13 protein-coding genes and 1 pseudogene are annotated in these 19,690 nt (G+C 74.8%); 3 read left to right on the top strand and 11 right to left on the bottom strand.

Annotation, left to right across the window (positions count from 1 at the left end; translation table 11 throughout):
* Positions 1–1,560 carry a mucoidy inhibitor MuiA family protein gene (locus IE329_RS29615; RefSeq protein ID WP_190214069.1) on the top strand — a complete coding sequence of 520 codons (1,560 nt, stop codon included), beginning with the start codon at positions 1–3 and terminating at the stop codon, positions 1,558–1,560.
* A 175-nt stretch (positions 1,561–1,735) separates the two neighbouring features.
* Positions 1,736–2,098, top strand: a complete 363-nt coding sequence (locus IE329_RS29610) for a DUF952 domain-containing protein (RefSeq protein WP_190214068.1) — start codon at positions 1,736–1,738, stop codon at positions 2,096–2,098.
* 202 nt (positions 2,099–2,300) lie between these two features.
* Here the strand turns inward: IE329_RS29610 and IE329_RS29605 are convergent, their stop codons facing one another.
* The 10 genes from IE329_RS29605 to IE329_RS29560 all read right to left on the bottom strand — a co-directional run bounded on the left by IE329_RS29605 (position 2,301) and on the right by IE329_RS29560 (position 15,579).
* The gene (locus IE329_RS29605; RefSeq protein WP_190214067.1) at positions 2,301–3,281 is read right to left on the bottom strand and encodes a helix-turn-helix domain-containing protein; all 981 of its coding nucleotides are present in this window, start codon (positions 3,279–3,281) and stop codon (positions 2,301–2,303) included.
* A 233-nt stretch (positions 3,282–3,514) separates the two neighbouring features.
* Positions 3,515–4,825 (bottom strand): pseudouridine synthase, encoded by a 1,311-nt coding sequence (locus tag IE329_RS29600; protein ID WP_190214066.1) that lies wholly within the window; start codon positions 4,823–4,825, stop codon positions 3,515–3,517.
* A 65-nt stretch (positions 4,826–4,890) separates the two neighbouring features.
* A complete protein-coding gene (gene scpB / locus IE329_RS29595) occupies positions 4,891–5,484 on the bottom strand; it encodes an SMC-Scp complex subunit ScpB (protein WP_229927877.1) in 594 nt (197 codons plus the stop codon).
* 425 nt (positions 5,485–5,909) lie between these two features.
* Complete coding sequence (locus IE329_RS29590) at positions 5,910–6,941, bottom strand: segregation and condensation protein A (protein ID WP_190214065.1); 1,032 nt, start codon at positions 6,939–6,941, stop codon at positions 5,910–5,912.
* 79 nt (positions 6,942–7,020) lie between these two features.
* The gene (locus IE329_RS29585) at positions 7,021–7,593 is read right to left on the bottom strand and encodes a hypothetical protein (protein WP_229927869.1); all 573 of its coding nucleotides are present in this window, start codon (positions 7,591–7,593) and stop codon (positions 7,021–7,023) included.
* Positions 7,590–8,648, bottom strand: a complete 1,059-nt coding sequence (locus tag IE329_RS29580; RefSeq protein WP_190214064.1) for a ParA family protein — start codon at positions 8,646–8,648, stop codon at positions 7,590–7,592. Before IE329_RS29580 ends, IE329_RS29585 begins: the two co-directional genes overlap by 4 nt.
* Before the next feature lie 564 nt (positions 8,649–9,212).
* Entirely contained in the window at positions 9,213–10,331 is a 1,119-nt protein-coding gene (ald, locus tag IE329_RS29575) for an alanine dehydrogenase (RefSeq protein ID WP_190214063.1), read from the bottom strand.
* Between the two features lie 257 nt (positions 10,332–10,588).
* Complete coding sequence (locus tag IE329_RS29570; protein ID WP_190214062.1) at positions 10,589–13,006, bottom strand: AAA family ATPase; 2,418 nt, start codon at positions 13,004–13,006, stop codon at positions 10,589–10,591.
* A 193-nt stretch (positions 13,007–13,199) separates the two neighbouring features.
* The gene (locus tag IE329_RS29565) at positions 13,200–13,847 is read right to left on the bottom strand and encodes an NUDIX domain-containing protein (RefSeq protein WP_190214061.1); all 648 of its coding nucleotides are present in this window, start codon (positions 13,845–13,847) and stop codon (positions 13,200–13,202) included.
* Positions 13,848–13,944: 97 nt separating this feature from the next.
* Entirely contained in the window at positions 13,945–15,579 is a 1,635-nt protein-coding gene (locus IE329_RS29560; RefSeq protein WP_190214060.1) for a CTP synthase, read from the bottom strand.
* A 709-nt stretch (positions 15,580–16,288) separates the two neighbouring features.
* Here IE329_RS29560 and IE329_RS29555 point away from each other — a divergent pair.
* Positions 16,289–18,205, top strand: a pseudogene (locus IE329_RS29555) (glycoside hydrolase family 15 protein); the annotation flags it as partial.
* Positions 18,206–18,343: 138 nt separating this feature from the next.
* Here IE329_RS29555 and IE329_RS29550 read toward each other — a convergent pair.
* A complete protein-coding gene (locus tag IE329_RS29550) occupies positions 18,344–19,510 on the bottom strand; it encodes a glycosyltransferase family 4 protein (RefSeq protein WP_190214058.1) in 1,167 nt (388 codons plus the stop codon).
* Positions 19,511–19,690: the final 180 nt, after the last annotated feature.

Genomic DNA, 19,690 nt, shown 5'->3' with positions numbered 1-19,690 from the left:
ATGGCCCCCCTCACCCCTGTCCCGCCGCTGCCCTTCCCGGTCACCGCGGTCACCTGCCTGGAGGACCGCGGCCAGGTCGAGCGCTCCGCCACCGTCGAGCTCACGGCGGGCGTCCAGCGGCTGCGGCTCGGCCCGGTCACCGCGCTCACCGTGGACCGGAGCCTGCGCGCCGAGAGCGGCCGGCCCGGCGTCCGTGTCCTGGACGCCCGGGTGGTGCGCGCCTGGACCCCGCGGGCCCCGCTGGCGCCCGGGCCGGAGGACTCCCGGCTCCGCCACCGCCTGCACGAACTCGAAGGGCTGGTCCGGGAGAACGGCCGGCTGCGGGACCGGCTGGACGCCCGGCTGGCCCTGCTCGCCCAGCTCGCCGCGGACCTGCTCCGCGAGATCGGCGAGGGCGCCGGCCTCGGCGAGGTCGAGCGGGCCCGCTGGACGCGTGAACTGGACCGGGTGGACGCCGACCGCGAACGCTACGGCGAGGAGCTGCGCGCCGCCCGGTCCCGGCTGCGGGTGCTGGAGCAGGAGCGCGAGGAGGCGGGCCGGGCCCTCGAAGCGGCCGAGGAGGAGCCCGCCGAGCTGGTCGCCCATCTCGAACTCACCGTGGAGGCGGACCGGGCCGGCCCGGCCGGCCTGACGGTGAGCCACCTCGTCCCGTGCGCGCTCTGGCGGCCCTCCTACCGGGCGACCCTGGTGGACGGCTCCCTGCGGCTGGAGTCCGAGGCGGTGGTCTGGCAGCGCACCGGCGAGGACTGGACGGGCGTGCGGCTCACCCTGTCCACCGCCCGCTCGGCGCTGGCCACCGACCCGCCGCGGATCACCGAGGACCGGCTGACGCTGCGCGAGCGCAGCGCCGAGGAGCGCCGCACGGTCGAGGTGGAGCTGCGGGAGGAGGCGATCAGCACCCTCGGCCCGTCCGCGGCCGTGCCGGGCGTGGACGACGGCGGCGAGGTCCGGGTGCTGCCCGCGCCCGCCCCGGCCACCGTCCCCTCGGACGGCCGGGCGCACCGGGTGCCGCTCGGCTCCTTCACCGCACCAGCGAGCAGCGAGTACGCCTGCGCCCCCGAACTGTCGCCGCTGGTGACCCAGGTGGTGCGGTTCCGCAACGGGGCCGGCCACGCCCTGCTGGCGGGCCCGGTGGAGCTGGTGCGCGGCAGCGGCTTCACCGGCCGCGGCGAGCTGGGCTTCACCGCCGCGGGGGCCGACGCCGAGCTGGCCTTCGGCAGCTCGGACGACTACCGGGTGGTGCGGGAGACGGAGGAGCAGGACTCCACCGCCGGGATCACCCAGCGCAACGTCTCCACCCGGACGGTCCGGCTGTTCGTCTCGCGCTTCTCCGGCCCGGAGGAGCGCGACGAGCGGGTGGTGACGGTCCGCGAGCGGGTCCCGGTCTCGGAGGTGTCGGCGGTGGAGGTGAAGCTGCGCAAGGAGCGCTGCGCGCCCGAGCCGGACGCCTTCGACTCCGAGGGCATCGTCCGCTGGGACCTCGTGCTGGCGCCCGGTGCCCGGCGGACCGTCACGCTGGTCTACGAGGTGTCCTCCTCGGCCAAGGTCGCGGGTCTCTGAGCCCGGCGCCGCGGCCCGGCGGCGCCCTGCCGCCGTCCGGGCCGCGGCCGGGTGCGGGCGGCGGGGTGCAGGCGGCGGGGCGGCGGCGGGGTGCGGGCGGCGGGGTCGTGACACCCCGGTGCAAAGGCCGCCCGCGAGTGGCCGATGTGACGGCGATTCGGGGTAGAACAGGAGAATGATCCTGCACCTCGCCCCCTTGGACGACTGGCTCACCGACCCCGGGCGGCCCTACGCCACCGCCTCGCTGCTGACCGACGGGTTCATCCACTGCTCGGCGGACGAGCGGACGGCGCTCGCGGTGGCCAACGCCTTCTTCGCCGACTCCCCCGGCCCGCTGATGGTGCTGCTGATCGAGGAGTCCCTGGTGGAGCCGATGGTGAAGTGGGAGGCCCCGGACGGCGGTCCGGTCCCGGGCGCCACCCCGGGCGTCCTGTACCCGCACATCTACGGGCGGCTGAACCGCAGCGCGGTGGTCGGGCTGGAGAAGGTCGAGCGCGGGCCGGACAAGCGCTGGGCCAGCCTCTCCCCCTGGAGCTGAGCCACCGGGCCGCCGGGCCCGCCGGGCGTACGGGCCGCACGGAGGTTCGGACGTACGGACGCCCGGACGTACGGACGCCCGGACGTACGGGCTGCGCGGGCCGGCCGTACGGGCTGCGCGGACGGTCCCGGGTCCGCCGGCGCCCCGGCCGTGAACGGCGCGCCCGCCCGCTCCCGCGCCCCTCGGCGCCAGGGGCGCCCGCTCACAGCCAGCCGCGCTCCCGGGCCGCCATGCCGGCCTGGAACCGGGTGGTGGCGCCCAGTTCACGCATCAGGCTCTGCAGCCGGCGCTGGGTGGTCCGGGCGCTCCAGCCGAGCGAGCGGGCGATCGACTCGTCGGTGAGGCCGGCCGCGAGCAGCCCGAGCAGCTTGCGGTGGTCGGCCTCGGGCTCCAGCGAGTCCTCGCCGGAGCCGATCGCGGCCTGGAGCTGGACGGCCCGCTCCCACTCGGCCTCGAACAGCGTGTCCAGGGCCTGCAGCAGCGCCGAGGGGTGGATCACGTAGGCGGCGTCCAGGACGCTGTCGCCGACGCTGATCGGGACGATCGCCATCCGGTCGTCCGACATGATCATCTTCATCGGGAGGACCGGCCGCACCCGGGCCTCCTCGCCGTCCTCCACCCCGACCAGGATGTTCTTCTCCAGCCGGCCGGGCCAGGCGACCGCCTCCCGGTCGTAGATGGTCCGCAGCCGCAGGCCCTCCTTGAGCCGCCGGCGCTGCACCGGGTTGTCGGCCACCGGGTCCTGGATGTACGGCGGGCAGTCGAAGCCGCGCACCTGGTACTGGCTGGTCTCGGTGATGTGCTCCAGCCGCTGCGCGATCGCCTCGCCGCCGGTCAGCACCTCGACCGAGTGCGCCGGGTCGGTGTAGCGGGAGGCCTCCCGGAAGGCGTCCATCAGCCGGTGCATCTCGGCGCGGGCGTGCCGCAGCTCGGCCTCGCGGTGGCCGATCAGGGTGCCGATCGCGACGTCGGGGGCGACCGGCAGGAACCGCTGCCGGTCGACCGGGGCGCGGGTGGCCATGCCGTGCTGGGCCAGCCGGTCCAGCGCCCGGCCGCTCTGCTGCAGCGTCAGCCCGCACTGCTCGGCCAGGTCCTCCGCGGTCGACTGCGGATTGGCCACCAGCGCCGAGTAGACCTGTCCGTCCGGCTCGGCCAGTCCCAACGCGCTGAGTGCTTCGGACACGACGTTCCTCCCCCTTTCGCCCTTGTGCCCCGGTGTGGCGCACTCCCGCCACACGGCGGGTCGATGTCAGGTGGCAATCCTCTGCCACAGATCATCCGGCTGACAAGGCGGTGCGGCCAGGTTCACATCCCGCCGCCGGACGGCGAGAGGGCCTCCCCGCCGAACGGCGGGGAGGCCCTCATCAGCAGGGAGGACACTCCTGCGGTGACGCTGTCCTAAGGTGCGGCAGCCGCCTACAGGCCGACCTCGTTCATCAGCTGGCCGACCTCGGGGTTGGTGAGGCGGCGCAGCCAGCCCGACTTCTGGTCGCCCAGGGCGATCGGGCCGAAGTGGGTGCGGACCAGCTTCTCGACCGGGTAGCCCGCCTCGGCGAGCATCCGGCGGACGATGTGCTTGCGGCCCTCGTGCAGGGTCACCTCGACCAGGTAGTTCTTGCCCACGTTCGAGAGCACCTTGAAGCTGTCGGCACGGGCGAAGCCGTCCTCCAGCTCGATGCCCTGGGCGAGGATCTTGCCCAGGTCGCGCGGGATCGGGCCCTGGATCGCCGCCATGTACGTCTTGGTCACGCCGTACTTGGGGTGGGTCAGACGGTGGGCCAGCTCGCCGTGGTTGGTGAGCAGGATGATGCCCTCGGTCTCGGTGTCCAGGCGGCCGACGTGGAACAGCCGGGTCTCCCGGTTGGTCACGTAGTCGCCGAGGCACTGGCGCCCGTCGGGGTCCTCCATGGTGGAGACCACGCCGGCCGGCTTGTTGAGCGCGAAGAACAGGTACGACTGGGTGGCGACGGTCAGGCCGTCCACCTTGATCTCGTCGTGCTGCGCGTCGACCCGCTTGCCCTGCTCGGTCACCAGCTTGCCGTTGACCATGACGCGGCCCTGGGTGACCAGTTCCTCGCACGCCCGGCGGCTGCCCATGCCGGCCCGCGCCAGCACCTTCTGCAGGCGCTCGCCCTCGGGCTCGTCGAAGGTCTTCGGCAGCTTCACGGCCGGCTTGTCGTGCCGGGCCAGCACCGCGTCCTCGATCTTGGCCTGCAGCTCACGCGAGCGCTGCGGCTGGCGACGCGGGTCGCCCGGGGCGCCCTGGCCCTCCTTGCGCGGGGCCTGGGTGCGGGGGCGCTGGCTCTGCGGCAGCGCCTTGCGGGCGCCGTAGTGGCCGCCGGAGCCGAACTCCGGACGGTCGTACTTGCGCTCCTCGGGGCGCAGCGGACGGTCCGGGTACTGCCGGCGGTCGTCGCGCCGGTCGTCCCTGCGGTCGTCCCTGCGGTCGTCCCTGCGCTCGTACGAGCCGCCGCCGGAGCCGCCGCGCGAACCGCCCGAGCCGCCGCCGTACGAACCGCCGCCCGAGCCACCGCCGTACGAGCCGCCACCGGAGCCGCCGCGCGAACCGCCCGAGCCGCCGCCGTAGGAGCCGCCGCCCTGCTGGCCGCCACGGCCGCCGCCGTAGGAACCGCCGCCCGAGGAGCTTCCGCCCCGGCCCCCGCCCTGTCCGCCGCGACTGCCGCTGCCGCCGCCGCTGCTGTTCCTGCCGTTACCACTGCTACGCATCAAAAAAGTCCGTACGTCGATTCCGTCTGGGATGTGCAAGTCGTCTCGGCCGACCTCACCGCCCCCTACCGATCAGACGCAGCCCGATCGGTCTCACCGCTGCGGACCGCAGATTGCGCGGTAGCGGCGGCGACCGCATCCGCGATCATCGTGCCCTCCAGGGACTCCGCTTCCACGTCGTCGACCTCGGGCAGGAAGGGCGCGAGCTCCGGCAGCTCGTCCAAGCCGCGCAGCCCCATCCGTTCCAGGAAGTAGTTCGTCGTCCGATACAGGATCGCACCTGTTTCGGGCTCGGACCCGGTTTCTTCCACCAGTCCTCGCTGTACCAGGGTACGCATCACACCGTCGCAGTTCACACCACGGACGGCCGATACCCGTGATCTGGACACCGGCTGCCGGTATGCGACCACCGCCAGCGTCTCCAGCGCGGCCTGGGTCAGCCGGGCCTGCCGGCCGTCCAGGACGAAGCGGTCGACGGCCTGCGCGCAGTCGGCCCGGGTGTAGAAGCGCCAGCCCCCGGCCACCAGCCGCAGGTCGAAGCCCCGGCCCTGCGCGGTGTACTCGGCGGCCAGCTCGCGCAGGGCGGCGGCAACCTCGGCGCGCGGTCGCTCCAGCACGTCGGCCAGGTGGGCCTCACCGGCCGGCTCGTCGACGACCATCAGGATCGCCTCCAGTGCCGGCCGCAGCGCGACCGCCGGCCCGGCGCCGGCCTCGTCCCCACCAGCACCGGCACCGGCACCGGCACCGGCCGCAGCGGACCGGGGGGCGCGGACCGGCGGCGCGGGCACCACCGGCTCGGCCTGGTGGGGCAGCCGGGCCGGTTCCTCCGCCACCGGCGCGGGCGGCTCGGCGGGCGCCGGCAGCGCGGGTGACCGGGGTGCGGGCGCCGGTTCGCGCTCCGGGGCCGCCGTCGCGCCCTCCGGTACGCCCGCCCCGGGGCTGTGGGCGGGCTCCTGCCACTCCTCGGCGCGCGGGCGGCCCGGGACCCCGAGCGGGCGCCGCGGGGGCCTGCGGGCCCCCGGGAGGGCCGCGTCGCCGGTCGCGCCGGGCCGGGCGTCCTCGGCCCCCTGGTTCTCGGCCGCGGTCATCGCGGATCACCGTCCTCGCGGGTACTGCCGTTGCTGCTGCTACTGCCGTTGCTGCTGGTACTGCCGTCGCTGCCGACCGGACGGGCACGCGGGGCCGGGCCGGGCCCACCCGGGCCCGCGGCCCCGGCGTCCGGCGCCGTTCCGCGCACGCCCCCGGCGTCCGGCCCGGGCTCGCCGGGCGGGCGGTCGAACTCGTCCGTCACCTCGACCACCGCCCGGTCCGCCTCGGCCACCCAGCGCACCAGGAGGTCCCCGAGCGCCTCCGGCTGCTCGAAGGCGAGCACCCGCTCGCGGTACAGCTCCAGCAGGGCGAGGAAGCGGGCGACCACCACCAGGTTGTCCGGGGCGTCCGCGACCAGCTGCGCGAAGGTGGCCTCGCCCAGCGAGCCGAGCAGTCCCACCACCAGCGCGGCCTGCTCCCGCACGCTCACCGGCGGGGCGTGGATGTGGTCGACGTGGACGACCGGCGCGGGCCTGGGGGTCATCGCCCTGGCGGCGAGCCGGGCGAAGTCCTCGACGCCGAGGGTGATCACCACCTCGGGCAGCAGCGCCGCGTGCTGCGGCTCCAGCCCGGCCGTCCGGGGGGCCCGCAGCAGTTCGGCGGCCCAGTGCTCGCCGAAGACCGCGGCCGCCCGCTTGTACGCCCGGTACTGCAGCAGCCGGGCGAAGAGCAGGTCGCGGGCCTCCAGCAGGGCGAGGTCCTCCTCGTCCTCGACCTCGGCGGCGGGCAGCAGCCGGGCGGCCTTCAGGTCGAGCAGGGTGGACGCGACGACCAGGAACTCGGTCGCGGCGTCGAGGTCCCAGTCCGGGCCCATCGCGCGGATGTGGGCGATGAACTCGTCGGTGACCTTGGAGAGCGCCACCTCGGTGACGTCCATCCGGTGCTTGGCGATCAGGCCGAGCAGCAGGTCGAACGGGCCCTCGAAGTTGTCCAGCCGTACCTGGAAGCCCCCGCGCTGTTCCGGCACGGCGGGTGCGGCGTGATCAGCGGTGGTGGCGGCGGCCGGGGTCTCGTTCGTGCTCGGCATGACGGTCCATCTTCACCCGGGCCCGCCGGACCGCCCGACCCGGGGGCGCCGACACGCCGCCCGGGCGCCCGCCGGCGCCTCAGCGCCCGCGCAGCCGCCGGACCAGAATGCTGGCCTCGCCCCGCTGTTCCAGGTCCGCCAGGACGACCGCGATGGCCTCCCGGACGATCCGGCCGCGGTCGACCGCCAGGCCGTGCTCGCCGCGCAGCACCAGCCGGGTGTGCTCGAGGTCCATCAGCTCCTCGGCGGACACGTAGACGGTGATCTTCTCGTCGTGCCGCTCGCGCCCGCTGGGCCGGCGTGGTGCCCGGCCGCGCGGCCGGGCCCGGCGGGCGGGGTCGCCCGCGCCCGTCTCGTCCTCGGCCGCGCCGTGCTGGCGGCCCTGGCCCGCGCCCTGGGCCGGCATGCCCGCGCCCGGCTGGCCGGCCTGCGGCCCGGGCCCCGGCTGGCCGTGCGACGGCGCCGGGACGGTGGGCCGCTCGCCCTGGCGCTCGGCACCGGGGCGGCCGGTACGGGGATCCCGGCCGGCCTCCTCGGCGCCGGCGGCCCGTGCGGTCTCCGTCTTGGGCGCCTCGGCCGGCCGGCTCAGGGAGGGCGACAGCGCCATCCCGCCGGTGGTCCGGAACAGCTCGTCGGCACCCGGGAGACTCACTCGGCGGGGCGGCACCGGTCGAGCACCTCCCTGGCGAGCTGGCGGTAGGCGGCGGCGCCGACCGAGTTGGTCGCGTACGTGGTGATCGGCTCGCCGGCGACGGTGGTCTCCGGGAAGCGCACGGTACGGCCGATGACGGTGTGGAAGACGTGCTCCCCGAAGGCCTCGACCACCCGTGCGAGCACCTCACGGCTGTGCACCGTGCGGGAGTCGTACATGGTGGCCAGGATGCCGTCCAGCCGCAGCTCGGGGTTGAGCCGCTCGCAGACCTTCTCGATGGTCTCGGTGAGCAGCGCGACACCGCGCAGCGCGAAGAACTCGCACTCCAGCGGGACGATGACGCTGTGAGCGGCCGTCAGGGCATTGACCGTCAGCAGGCCCAGCGAGGGCTGGCAGTCGATGATGACGAAGTCGTAGTCGGGCAGCAGCGGCTTGAGCGCGCGCGCCAGTGCCGACTCCCGCGCAACCTCGCTGACCAGCTGGACCTCGGCGGCCGACAGGTCGATGTTGGAGGGCAGCAGGTCCATCCCGGGCACCGCGGTCTTCAGCAGCACCTCATCGGCCGTCAGGCCGCGCTCCATGAGCAGGTTGTAGACCGTGACGTCGAGCTCCATCGGGTTGACCCCGAGGCCGACGGAGAGCGCGCCCTGCGGGTCGAAGTCGACCAGCAGCACGCGGCGGCCGTACTCGGCGAGGGCGGCGCCCAGGTTGATGGTCGACGTGGTCTTGCCGACGCCGCCCTTCTGGTTGCACATCGCGATGATCTGCGCGGGGCCGTGCTCGGCCAGCGGCGCGGGGATCGGGAAGTACGGCAGCGGCCGGCCGGTGGGGCCGACCCGCTCGCGGCGCTGGCGCGCGGCGTCGGGGGCCAGGGTGGCGGCGTACTCGGGGTCGGGCTCGTACTCGGCGTCCGGGTCGTCGTAGGCGCCGTAGGCGAACTCGCCGTAGGCCAGGCCGTGTGACGGCAGGTCGGCGTCCAGGTCGATGACCGGCGCGGTGGCCTGGCGGGCCTCGAAGGTGCGGATCGCGACCGAGCCGACCTCGGCCGAGCCCACGGTGGCCTGCCGGGCCCCGGGCCCCTCACTCGGCTGTCCGGCGGCGTGCCCCGCCAGTCCTGGCTGACCACCCCCGGGAGCAAATGTCGACTCATTCACAAGTCGTCTTACCTCCTTGGGCATCCAGGACTCTATGTCGATTCGTCAGCGTGGCAGCATGCCGACGGTTTGCGACTCTAGGCCGTTTAAGGCGTTCGCAGCAACACAATCCACGGTAGTGGGCAGGATGTGTCGACTATCGGGCCACCCGCTGTCAAGGGATGGGCGGGCCCTTGACCCTAACGTTTCTGCGGTCGGGTGACGCGACCCACAGAAATTGACGACACTCGCACGGCACCCCGACGGTGAACAATGCGTGACCGCACGGTGTACTTCCGGCGACGGCGCGCGGCCGGCCCGCGGACGCGCCGACGGGCCCCGGGGAGGCGTCCGGAGGGCCCGGCAGGCTCCCGCCCGGAGCCGGGGGCGGCCGTTCGCAGGCATGCCGAAGCCCCCGGCCCGAGGGGAGCGGGCCGGGGGCCGGCAGCCCGCCCCCGGGCGGGGGCGGGCCGGGCTGAGGGAGCGTCAGGCGAGCACGCTCTCCAGGGAGACGGACTCCAGGCCGAAGGCCTCGGCGACACCCGCGTAGGTGATCTGGCCCTCGTGCGCGTTCAGGCCCTTGGCCAGCGCGGCGTCCCGGCGCAGGGCGTCCTTCCAGCCACGGTTGGCCAGCTCCACGATGTAGGGCAGCGTGGCGTTGGTCAGCGCGTAGGTGGAGGTGTTCGGGACGGCGCCCGGCATGTTCGCGACGCAGTAGAAGACCGAGTCGTGGACCTGGAAGGTCGGGTTGTCGTGCGTGGTGGCGCGCGAGTCCTCGAAGCAGCCGCCCTGGTCGATCGCGATGTCGACGAGCACGGAGCCCGGCTTCATCCGGGAGACCAGCTCGTTGGTGACGAGCTTGGGGGCCTTGGCGCCCGGGATCAGGACGGCGCCGATCACCAGGTCGGCGTCGAGGACGGCCTTCTCCAGCTCGAAGGCGTTGGAGGCGATCGCCTTGATCTTCGTGCCGAAGATCTTGTCCGCCTCGCGCAGCTTGTTGATGTCGCGGTCGAGCAGGGTCACGTCGTAGCCCATGCCGATGGCGATGGTGGCCGCGTGCCAGCCGGAGACGCCACCGCCGATGACGACGGCCTTCGCCGGGTGGGTGCCGGGCACACCGCCGGGCAGGGTGCCGCGGCCGCCGGCCGGGCGCATCAGGTGGTAGGAGCCGACCTGCGGGGCCAGCCGGCCCGCGACCTCGGACATCGGGGCGAGCAGCGGCAGCGCGCCGTTGGCGAGCTGCACCGTCTCGTACGCGATGGCGGTGGTGCCGGACGCGAGCAGCGCGTCGGTGCCGGCCCGGTCGGCCGCCAGGTGCAGGTAGGTGAAGAGGGTCTGGCCCTTGCGCAGGCGGTGGTACTCCTGCGCGATCGGCTCCTTGACCTTCAGCAGCAGGTCGGCCGTGGCCCACACCTCGTCGGCGGTGGGGAGGATGGTCGCACCGGCGGCCACGTACTCCTCGTTGGGGATCGAGGAGCCGACGCCGGCGTTGTCCTCGATGTAGACCTCGTGTCCGTTACGGACCAGCTCATGCACGCCGGCGGGCGTGATGGCCACGCGGTACTCGTGGTTCTTGACCTCGCGGGGGATGCCGACCTTGGTCACGGCTAAACACGTCCCTCTTGCCTGTGGTCCCAGCCGGGGGAAGACCGGTGGGCGACGCGCGCGGAAGCCTCCGGAAGACACCGGGGCACAGTTCGCTGCGCGACTAGGTTCGAGTGTAATGAAGCCCAGGCGGCGTGTCAGCCTTCCAAACTGACTAAATCAGCCGGACACATTGGCAGGTTCGTAGGCTTGCTAGGCCACTTCCCCGCCAAAATCGAGCAAAAAAGGCATCTGCGACATTACTCCGAAGCCGATCGTCACCAACCGCCATCGACCTGCTCGCGCAGCCGCTGCACGGCAGCCGTGACCGCCGCCCTGCCCTGCTCGTCGCCCAGCCTGCGCAGCACCGCGAGGGACGCCCGGTACTCCCGCTCGGCCTCCTCGAACCGGCGCTGGGCGACGTGCGCCTCCGCGACCCTGGCGAGCAATCGGGCCTCGGCCGGCTGGTCCCCCAGGGTCTGCCGCAGGGCAAGCGCCCGTCCGTACGCGTCGGCGGCGCGGACGGCGTCGCCCAGCGCGCGGTGGCAGCCGGCCGCCCCCTCCAGGGCCCGCGCGCAGGCCGGCTCGTCCGCCGCCTCGCGGGCCGCCCCGAGCGCCGCCCGGAACCGCTCCGCCGCCTGCTCCCAGTGCCCGGCCGCGACGTGCAGGTCGGCCAGGTTGAGCAGCGCGGCCGCCGCCCGCCTGGGGGCGCCGTGCCGCTCGGCCACCCGCAGCACCAGCTCGTGCAGCTGGTGCAGGTCGGCCGGGGCGGCGGCACCGGTCAGCGGCAGCGCGCGCAGCAGCGCGGTGACCAGCCGGCCGGCCGAGCCGTCCAGGTCGCCCTGGCCGATGGCGTCCGCCACCGCGCCCAGCAGCAGGTCCCGCTCGCCGAGCAGCCACTGGCGGGCCTGGACGGCGCTGCGCAGCCGCAGCGGCCCGGGCAGCGGCTCGGGCGCCGGGCCGCCGGCCGGGTCCAGCAGGGCCCGCGCCGAGTCCACCAGCCGGACCAGCCGCTCCAGCAGCCGGGCCCGGGCGAGTTCGGTCTCGGTCGGGCGGTCGACGGCCTCCCGCAGCTGGACCAGCCGCGGGTGCAGCCGGCCCGGCACCCGGTAGCGGGGCGTGCCGTCGGCGGCGGGCGGCTCCTCGCCGAGCAGTTCGTGGCCGGCCAGCGCCGCCAGGGCGGCCGCCGCCTCCGGCGCCGGGCAGCCGACCAGCGCGGAGGCGGTCCGGAGATCGGCGATCTGGGCCGGGGCGAGGGTCAGGGTCCGCAGCATCCGCGCCTGGGCGGGCGGCAGCGTGCCGTAGAGCAGGGTGAACGCGCCGATCAGCGGGTCGTTGTCCGGTACGGGCACGGGTTCGGCCGCCCCCGGCGGCAGGGTGACCCATGGGCGGTCGCCGGCGTCCCCGGCGGCGGGCCCGGCCGTGGGAGCGGCGGCGGGCCCGGCTCCCGGAGCCGTGGCGGGCCCGGTGGCGGGCGCCACCGGCGGGGTCCGCAGCGCGGGGCCGGCCGCGGCGGCCGGGCGCCCCGCGCCGGCCCTCCCCTTGCGGCCCTTGCCGGCCCGGCCCGCGGCCGCGCGGGTGCCCGGCGCGCCGGCCGCGCCCCCGGGCGAGGCGGTGCCCTTGCCCGGCGGGCCGGCCACGGGCTTCCCGTCCGTCGGCCCCGCACCGGGGGGCGGCGAACCTGCCGGCGTCACACCCACGGGCGTCCCACCGACGGGCACGCCGTCCGCGCGCCTCCGGTTGACGGCGGCCCCGCCGGCCGGGCCGGCGTCCTTCGTGCCCGGGGTGCCCCCGACGGCGGCCGGCCCGGTCGCGCCGGCCGGGTTCCCCGCCGCCGCTCCGTTCAAGCCGCCGGGCCCGGCGGCCCCGCCGTTCACGGCACCGCCCTTCACGGCGGCGGCCTTCACCGCACCGGCCTTCACCGCACCGGCCTTGGCGGCCCCGCCGACCGTCCCGGTCACACTCACCAGTTCACGCGCCGCGTCCGTCACCGCAGACTTGGGGTTGGCCCGCAGCCAGCCGGCCATCAGCCGCAACGCTGCCGGACGGGAGGCGCAGGCCTCGGCCAGGTCCGCGCCGCCGACCGGGTCGCAGCTGATCCGGTTGCCGCCGACCAGCTCGCCGAGCAGGCCGACCGCGGTGGGCTGTTCCAGACCGCCGAGGATGCAGGGGTCGATGTCCTCGATGCCGGTGAGCGGACCGGCCGTGGTGGCGACCACCAGGCAGCCGGGTTCGTCCGCGAGCAGCGGCCAGAGCTGGCCGGCGTCCTTGACGTCGTCCAGCAGCAGCAGCACCCGGCGGCCGGTCAGCGCGGCCCGCAGCCGCACGCAGGCGGGGTCGTCCCGGCCCTCCTCCCCCGCACCGGGCAGCAGCATCGCGTCCACCGGCGCGCCGAGCTGTTCCAGCAGCCGGCGGGCGACCTGGCCGGGCGCCGCCCGGCCGCCGTCGGGGGCGGAGAGCCGGGCGAAGAGCACGCCGTCGGGGTAGTCGGCGGCCACGTCCCGGGCGAAGCGGACGGCCAGCGTGGTGCGGCCGGAGCCGGGGCGCCCGGCCAGCACCAGGACGGGACTGCGGCCCTCGGCGGGCCGGGCCGCGGCGGCCCGCAGGGCGGCGAGTTCGGTGCGGCGCCCGGCGAACACGGCGGGACCGGCGGGCAACTGGTCCGCGGCTCCGTCCGGGGCCGGCCGTGCGTCCATCGTCGCCGTCTTCCTCGCCACCAGCGCCACTCCCGACCTGTCACTCAGCGAAGCCGGCCCGTCCCGGGCCCTGTTTGCGAAGCGTAGTTCGAGCGCGGCCCGGCGCGGGGCACCGCGGGGCCGGGATCCGGTCGTACGAACCGGTAAATCACCCCCGTGGATCAACGGCCCGGCGGCCGGGCGCCCGAGCCGGTCAGCCGTGCCCGAACGGCCGGGCCGGCCAGGGAGATCCGGCGGGGCGCAGGGCGGCCGTGCCGCCCGGGGCGGCCAGCGCGGCCTGCAGTGCGAGCACACCGGTGACCAGCGTCGGGTTGTGCAGCTCGCCGGCCAGGACCAGCGCGACCAGCTCGCCGAGCGGCACCCGGGCCAACTCGATCTCCAGCTCCTCGCCGTGCGCGGCGTAGCGCTCCTCTTCGGCCTCGGCGAGGTCGGTGGCGAGGAACAGCCGCAGGGCCTCGTCGGTGCCGCCGGGGGAGGTGTAGAAGTCGACCAGGACCTTCCACTCCCCCGCCTTGCAGTGCGCCTCCTCGAACAGCTCGCGCTGGGCGGCGTGCAGCGGGTTCTCGCCGGGGACGTCGAGCAGGCCGGCCGGCAGCTCCCACAGCCGCTGGCGGACCGGGTGGCGGTACTGGCGCACGAGCAGCACCCGCTGCTGGGTGTCGAGGGCGAGGACGGCGACCGAGCCGGGGTGGATCTGGTAGTCGCGGCGCGCGACGGAGCCGTCCGGCATCTCGACCCGGTCGGTCCGCACCCCGGTGACCCGGCCCTGGAACGGCGTCTCGGTGCTGAGCACCCGCCACTGCTCGGCCTCGTCCCGGATCGGCTGCGTTGCGTGCGTCATCGCTTCTCTCCCCTTTTCGTCAGTACGACGCTAATGTACGCGGAACGGCGGCCGCGCGGGTGGCCGCGCTCCCGCCGTCCGATGGAGCACGGGCCGGTTACTGGTCGCCGGTCTTGATCTTGATGGCGGCCGCCACCAGACCCGCGAACAGCGGGTGCGGGCGGGTCGGGCGGGACTTCAGCTCCGGGTGGGCCTGGGTGGCCACCAGGTAGGGGTGCACCTCGCGCGGGTACTCGACGTACTCGACCAGGTCGCCCTTCGGGGAGAGGCCGGAGAACTGCAGGCCGGTCTTCTCCAGGTCGGCGCGGTACGCGTTGTTGACCTCGTAGCGGTGGCGGTGGCGCTCGTCCACGTACTGCTCGCCGCCGTAGACCTCACGGACGATCGAGCCCTCGGCGAGCTTCGCCGGGTACAGGCCCAGGCGCATGGTGCCGCCCAGGTCGCCCTTGCCGTCGACGATGGCCAGCTGCTCGGCCATGGTCGAGATCACCGGGTACTTGGCGGCGGCGTCGAACTCGGTCGAGTTCGCCTCCGGCAGGCCGGCCAGGTTGCGGGCCGCCTCGATGACCACGCACTGCAGGCCCAGGCAGAGGCCCAGCAGCGGGACCTTGTTCTCACGGGCGTAGGTGATCGCGCCGACCTTGCCGTCCACACCGCGGTCGCCGAAGCCGCCGGGGATGCAGATCGCGTCCACGTCGCCCAGCTGCTCCTGCGCGCCCTCGGGGGTGCTGCAGTTGTCGGAGGTGACCCACTTGATCTCGACCCGGGCGTTGTTGGCGAACCCGCCGGCCCGCAGCGCCTCGGTGACCGAGAGGTAGGCGTCGGGCAGGTCGATGTACTTGCCGACCAGCGCCACCTTGACGATGTGCTGGGGCTCGTGGACCCGGCGCAGCAGGTCGTCCCAGGTGGTCCAGTCGACGTCGCGGAACGGCAGGTCCAGGCGGCGCACCACGTAGGCGTCCAGGCCCTCGCCGTGCAGCACCTTGGGGATGTCGTAGATCGACTTGGCGTCGATCGCCGCGACCACGGCCTCCTCGTCCACGTCGCACATCAGCGAGATCTTGCGCTTGATGGCCTGCGGGACCTCGCGGTCGGCGCGCAGCACGATGGCGTCCGGCTGGATGCCGATGTTGCGCAGGGCCGCGACCGAGTGCTGGGTGGGCTTGGTCTTCAGCTCGCCCGAGGGGCCGATGTACGGCAGCAGGGAGACGTGCACGAAGAACACGTTGTCCCGGCCGACCTCGTGGCGGACCTGGCGGACGGCCTCCAGGAACGGAAGCGACTCGATGTCGCCGACGGTGCCGCCGACCTCGGTGATCACCACGTCGACGTCGTCGGTCGCCATCCGGCGGATCCGGGACTTGATCTCGTTGGTGATGTGCGGGATGACCTGGACGGTGTCGCCGAGGTACTCGCCGCGGCGCTCCTTGGCGATGACCGTGGAGTAGACCTGGCCGGTGGTGACGTTCGCCGAACCGTGCAGGTTGGTGTCGAGGAAGCGCTCGTAGTGGCCGACGTCCAGGTCGGTCTCCGCACCGTCGTCGGTGACGAACACCTCACCGTGCTGGAACGGGTTCATCGTGCCCGGGTCGACGTTCAGGTACGGGTCGAGCTTCTGCATCGTCACGCGCAGCCCGCGGGCCTTGAGCAGGGCTCCGAGGCTGGAGGCGGTGAGGCCCTTGCCGAGCGAAGAGGCGACACCCCCGGTGACGAAGAGGTGCTTGGTCGTCACGGCGCGGCCGTTCGATGCCTTGCCGGAATGGGGCTGTGCCAAGAGGGGGCTCCCGTGGGTCGCGTGTCGAAGTGACTAGGGGCGGGGGCCCTCGGCTCGCCTCGCGACGCGGAGCAGGTGCTCGGTGAGCGTGCTCGGCCGGGGCTCCTGGAGGAGTTCCGGCGGGGTCGTCGGTCGGCTGGTCCGGGGCGTTTGACCCCACCAGTCCACGGGATACCAGGGTATCAGTGAGCCGGACCGGCTGCCTTCCGGCCCGTCCCCGGGTGCGCCGGAGCCGCCCCCTTCCGGGCCAGGAGCACCGGCCCGGAAGGATCACCTCCGCATGGCCCATCAGGATGATCCTCGGCGCCGCGGCGCCGAAGAACGGCATTTCGGCCGGAATATGCCGCCACACGGGCCACTGTGCATGTGCTCAGCCCCACCTGCCCGACGTAAGCTGCACGGACGCATCGCCGACAGCAGAGCACGCGGAGGGCGAGGGAGGGCCAGCACACCCCTCGGTCCCCGATGCGCGACCGGACCTCCCCGCCACCCCGTTCCTCCCCGCCCCGCGGGGGCCCACCTCAGCCCCTCGCGAAACACCCGCCGGCCCCGCCACCACCGCGGCAGGTCCGCCGAGGTGCCCGGCGCGGTCGGGACCGGGATCGCTCCCGCTCGCTCCAAGCCGTCGCCGTACGCGTCGTGCCCACCTTGCGAACTGGAGATCCACGTGGCCGGCCGTATCGAGGACTACGCACTCATCGGGGACATGCAGACCGCCGCCCTGGTCAGCAGGGACGGGGCGGTGGACTGGCTGTGTCTGCCCAGATTCGACTCCCCGGCCGTGTTCGCCGGGCTGCTGGGCACCGATGAACACGGGTTCTGGCGGATCGGCCCGGCCGAGGCCGTCGCCGCCCCGGCCGCCGCGAGCACGCCGGCGCCGCGCAACGCCTTCACCGAAACGGGTGAACTCCGGATCCCGCCGCCGACCGCCGCGGCCCCGGCCCTGCCGGCCGACCGCCGGCGCTACCGCGGCGACTCGCTGATCCTGGAGCAGGAGTGGGACTCCCAGGGCGGCAAGGTCCGGGTGATCGACTTCATGCCGCCCCGGCCGCTGGCCGGCCGCGACTCGGTGCCGCAGATGATCCGGATCGTCGAGGGCCTGGAGGGCAAGGTCCGGATGCGCTCCGCCCTGCGGATGCGGTTCAGCTACGGCCGGGTCGTCCCCTGGGTGCACCGGGTCGAGCAGCCCGACGGCGGCCACCGCACCGTCGCCGTCGCCGGGCCCGACTCGGTCTGGCTGGACGGCGAGGCCGAGACCTACGGGCGCGACCTCACCACGTACGCCGACTTCACCGTCCGGGCCGGCGAGCGGATCGCCTTCGCGCTCACCTGGCAGGCCTCCCACCTGGACGCCCCCAGCCCGCCGGACGCCGAGGAGATGCTCGCCGCCACCGAGGACTTCTGGCGCGACTGGGCGGGCCAGTGCACCTACCAGGGCCCGTACCGCGAGGCCGTGGTCCGCTCGCTGATCACCCTCAAGGGCCTCACCTACGCCCCCACCGGCGGCATCGTCGCCGCGCCCACCACCTCGCTGCCCGAGGACATCGGCGGGGAGCGCAACTGGGACTACCGCTACACCTGGCTCAGGGACGCCGCGATCACCCTCTCCTCGCTGCTGCGCACCGGCTACCGGGACGAGGCCCGGGCCTGGCGCGAGTGGCTGCTGCGGGCCGTCGCCGGCGACCCGGAGAACCTGCAGATCATGTACGGCATCGCGGGCGAGCGCGAGCTCACCGAGTCCTCGCTGGACTGGCTGCCCGGCTACGAGGGCTCCCTGCCCGTGCGGGTCGGCAACGGCGCGGCGGGCCAGCTCCAGCTGGACGTCTACGGCGAGGTCGTCGAGGCCCTGCACCTGGCCCACATGACCGGGCTGACCCGCAACGACCACGCCCACCACCTCCAGCTCAAGCTGATCAGCTACCTGGAGGAGCACTGGACCGAGCCCGACGAGGGCATCTGGGAGGTCCGCGGGCCGCGCCGGCACTTCGTCCACTCCAAGGTGATGGCCTGGGTCGCCGTCGACCGCACCATCAAGCTGCTGGAGCAGGCCCCGGCCGACGCGCCGGACGACGGCTCGCTGGAGCGCTGGCGGGAGCTGCGCGAGACCATCCACCGGGACGTCTGCGAGAAGGGCTACGACCCGGAGCGCAACACCTTCACCCAGTACTACGGCGGCCGGGAGCTGGACGCCTCGCTGCTGCTGATCCCCCAGGTCGGCTTCCTGCCGGCGGACGACAAGCGGGTGATCGGCACCATCGAGGCGATCCAGCGCGAGCTGTCCACCGAGGACGGCTTCGTCCTGCGCTACCCGACCCACGACGACGAGGGGAACAACGTCGACGGGCTGTCCGGGCACGAGGGGGCCTTCCTGGCCTGCTCCTTCTGGCTGGCCGACGACCTGGCGATGATCGGGCGGGTCACCGAGGCCCGGGAGCTGTTCGACAAGCTGCTGTCGCTGCGCAACGACATCGGGCTGCTCGCCGAGGAGTGGGACCCGCGGCTCAAGCGCCAGGTCGGCAACTTCCCGCAGGCCTTCAGCCACGTGCCGCTGATCGACACCGCGCTGCGGCTGACCGCCTGCGGCGGTGCCTACCTGTCCGCCCAGCCGGCCGCCCGCGCGGACGGGCCGGCGGCGGCCGACCTCGGGGAGCAGGCCACCGTCTGAGCCCCGCGCCCCCACCCGGGGCCCGGCCGCCCGCCGCGGCGCGGGCCGGGCCCCGGGTCAGCCGCGCTGCACCAGTTCGTCGTAGGTGCTGAGCACCTGGGCCACCGTGGCGGCCTCGTCCGGCCAGGTGCCGGCCTGCTGGCGACCCGCCCCGGCCAGCAGGCCGCGGCGGTCCGGGTCGGCCAGCAGCTCGCGGACGGCCCTGCCCAGCGCGGGGGCGTCCCCCGCCGGGACCAGCACGGCGGCGTCGCCGACCAGCTCGGGGATCCCGCCGACGGCGGTGGAGACCACCGGGACCCCGGCCCGCATCGCCTCCTGCACCACCAGCGAGCGGGCCTCCCAGCGGCTGCTGACCACCACCACGTCGGCGGCCGCCAGCAGGTCCGGGACGTCCGTGCGGTAACCGAGCAGCTCGACCGGCAGGCGCTCGGCGGCCACCCGGTCGCGCAGCGCCGGGCCCTCCGCGCCCTCGCCCGCGATCACCACCAGCGGCCGGGGGTCCAGCCCCGACAGCTCCCGGGCGGCGTCCAGCAGCTGCCCGAAGGCCTTCTGCGGGACGAGGCGCCCGATCGCCAGCACCAGCGGACGGTCCGGGCCGCCGCCGAGCAGGGCGGCCCGGGCGGCGGCCCGGTCCAGCGAGCCCGGCGGCATCGGCGGGGCGGCGACCGGGCCCAGCCGGGCGTCGGTGGCACCCAGCTCGCGGGCCCGGGCGACCAGGTCCGAGGAGGCGCCGAGCACCAGGTCGGCGGCCCGCGCCACCCGGCGCTCCATCAGCCGCTGGAGCCGGCGCTCCATCCCGGTGGCCAGCATCGCCTGGTGCGAGGTGACCACCAGCGGGGTCTCCGGGCGCAGGCCCGGGAACCGGCCCGCCGTCCGCAGCGCCAGGTCCGAGAGCAGCCCGGCCCGCAGGCCGTGGGCATGCACCACGTCGGCGCCGGTGAAGGCGCGGCGCAGTTCGCCGATCGCGGCGGCGTCGCTGCGGGCGCCGGCCGTGGGCGTGATGTCGACCAGGTGGAACCGGGCGCCGGTCCGGGAGAAGCCGAACAGCGCGTCCGCCCCGGCGGGCGCGCAGACGGTCACGGTCACTCCGTGCGCGACCAGGCCCTGTGCCAGGGAGCGCACGTGCGCGCCGATGCCACCGGTACCGGCGGACAGGACGAGTACCACGTGCAGCTGCCCCGGTTCGGGGGCGGCCGCCGAGGTCCGGGCAGCGGATGTGTCCACGTCGTCTCGCTCCGACTCGATCAGGTACTGACCGCCGCTTCCGGGTCCCGCTCCTCCCGGTGTTGTGGCCGGGAGGCGCCCCCTGGCCCGTGGTGGTGGGCAGGGAGCCGGTGGGGCCCGCGAGCGGCGCTCGGGACTGGAGGGCCAGTGTCCAGGCGCCACGATGCCAGGTCGGCAGCC

The sequence above is a fragment of the Kitasatospora indigofera genome (assembly GCF_014655955.1).
Taxonomy (GTDB): Bacteria; Actinomycetota; Actinomycetes; order Streptomycetales; family Streptomycetaceae; genus Kitasatospora; species Kitasatospora indigofera.
Note: the sequence above shows the minus strand (reverse complement) of the source record. Positions and strands in the feature narration are given on the sequence as shown.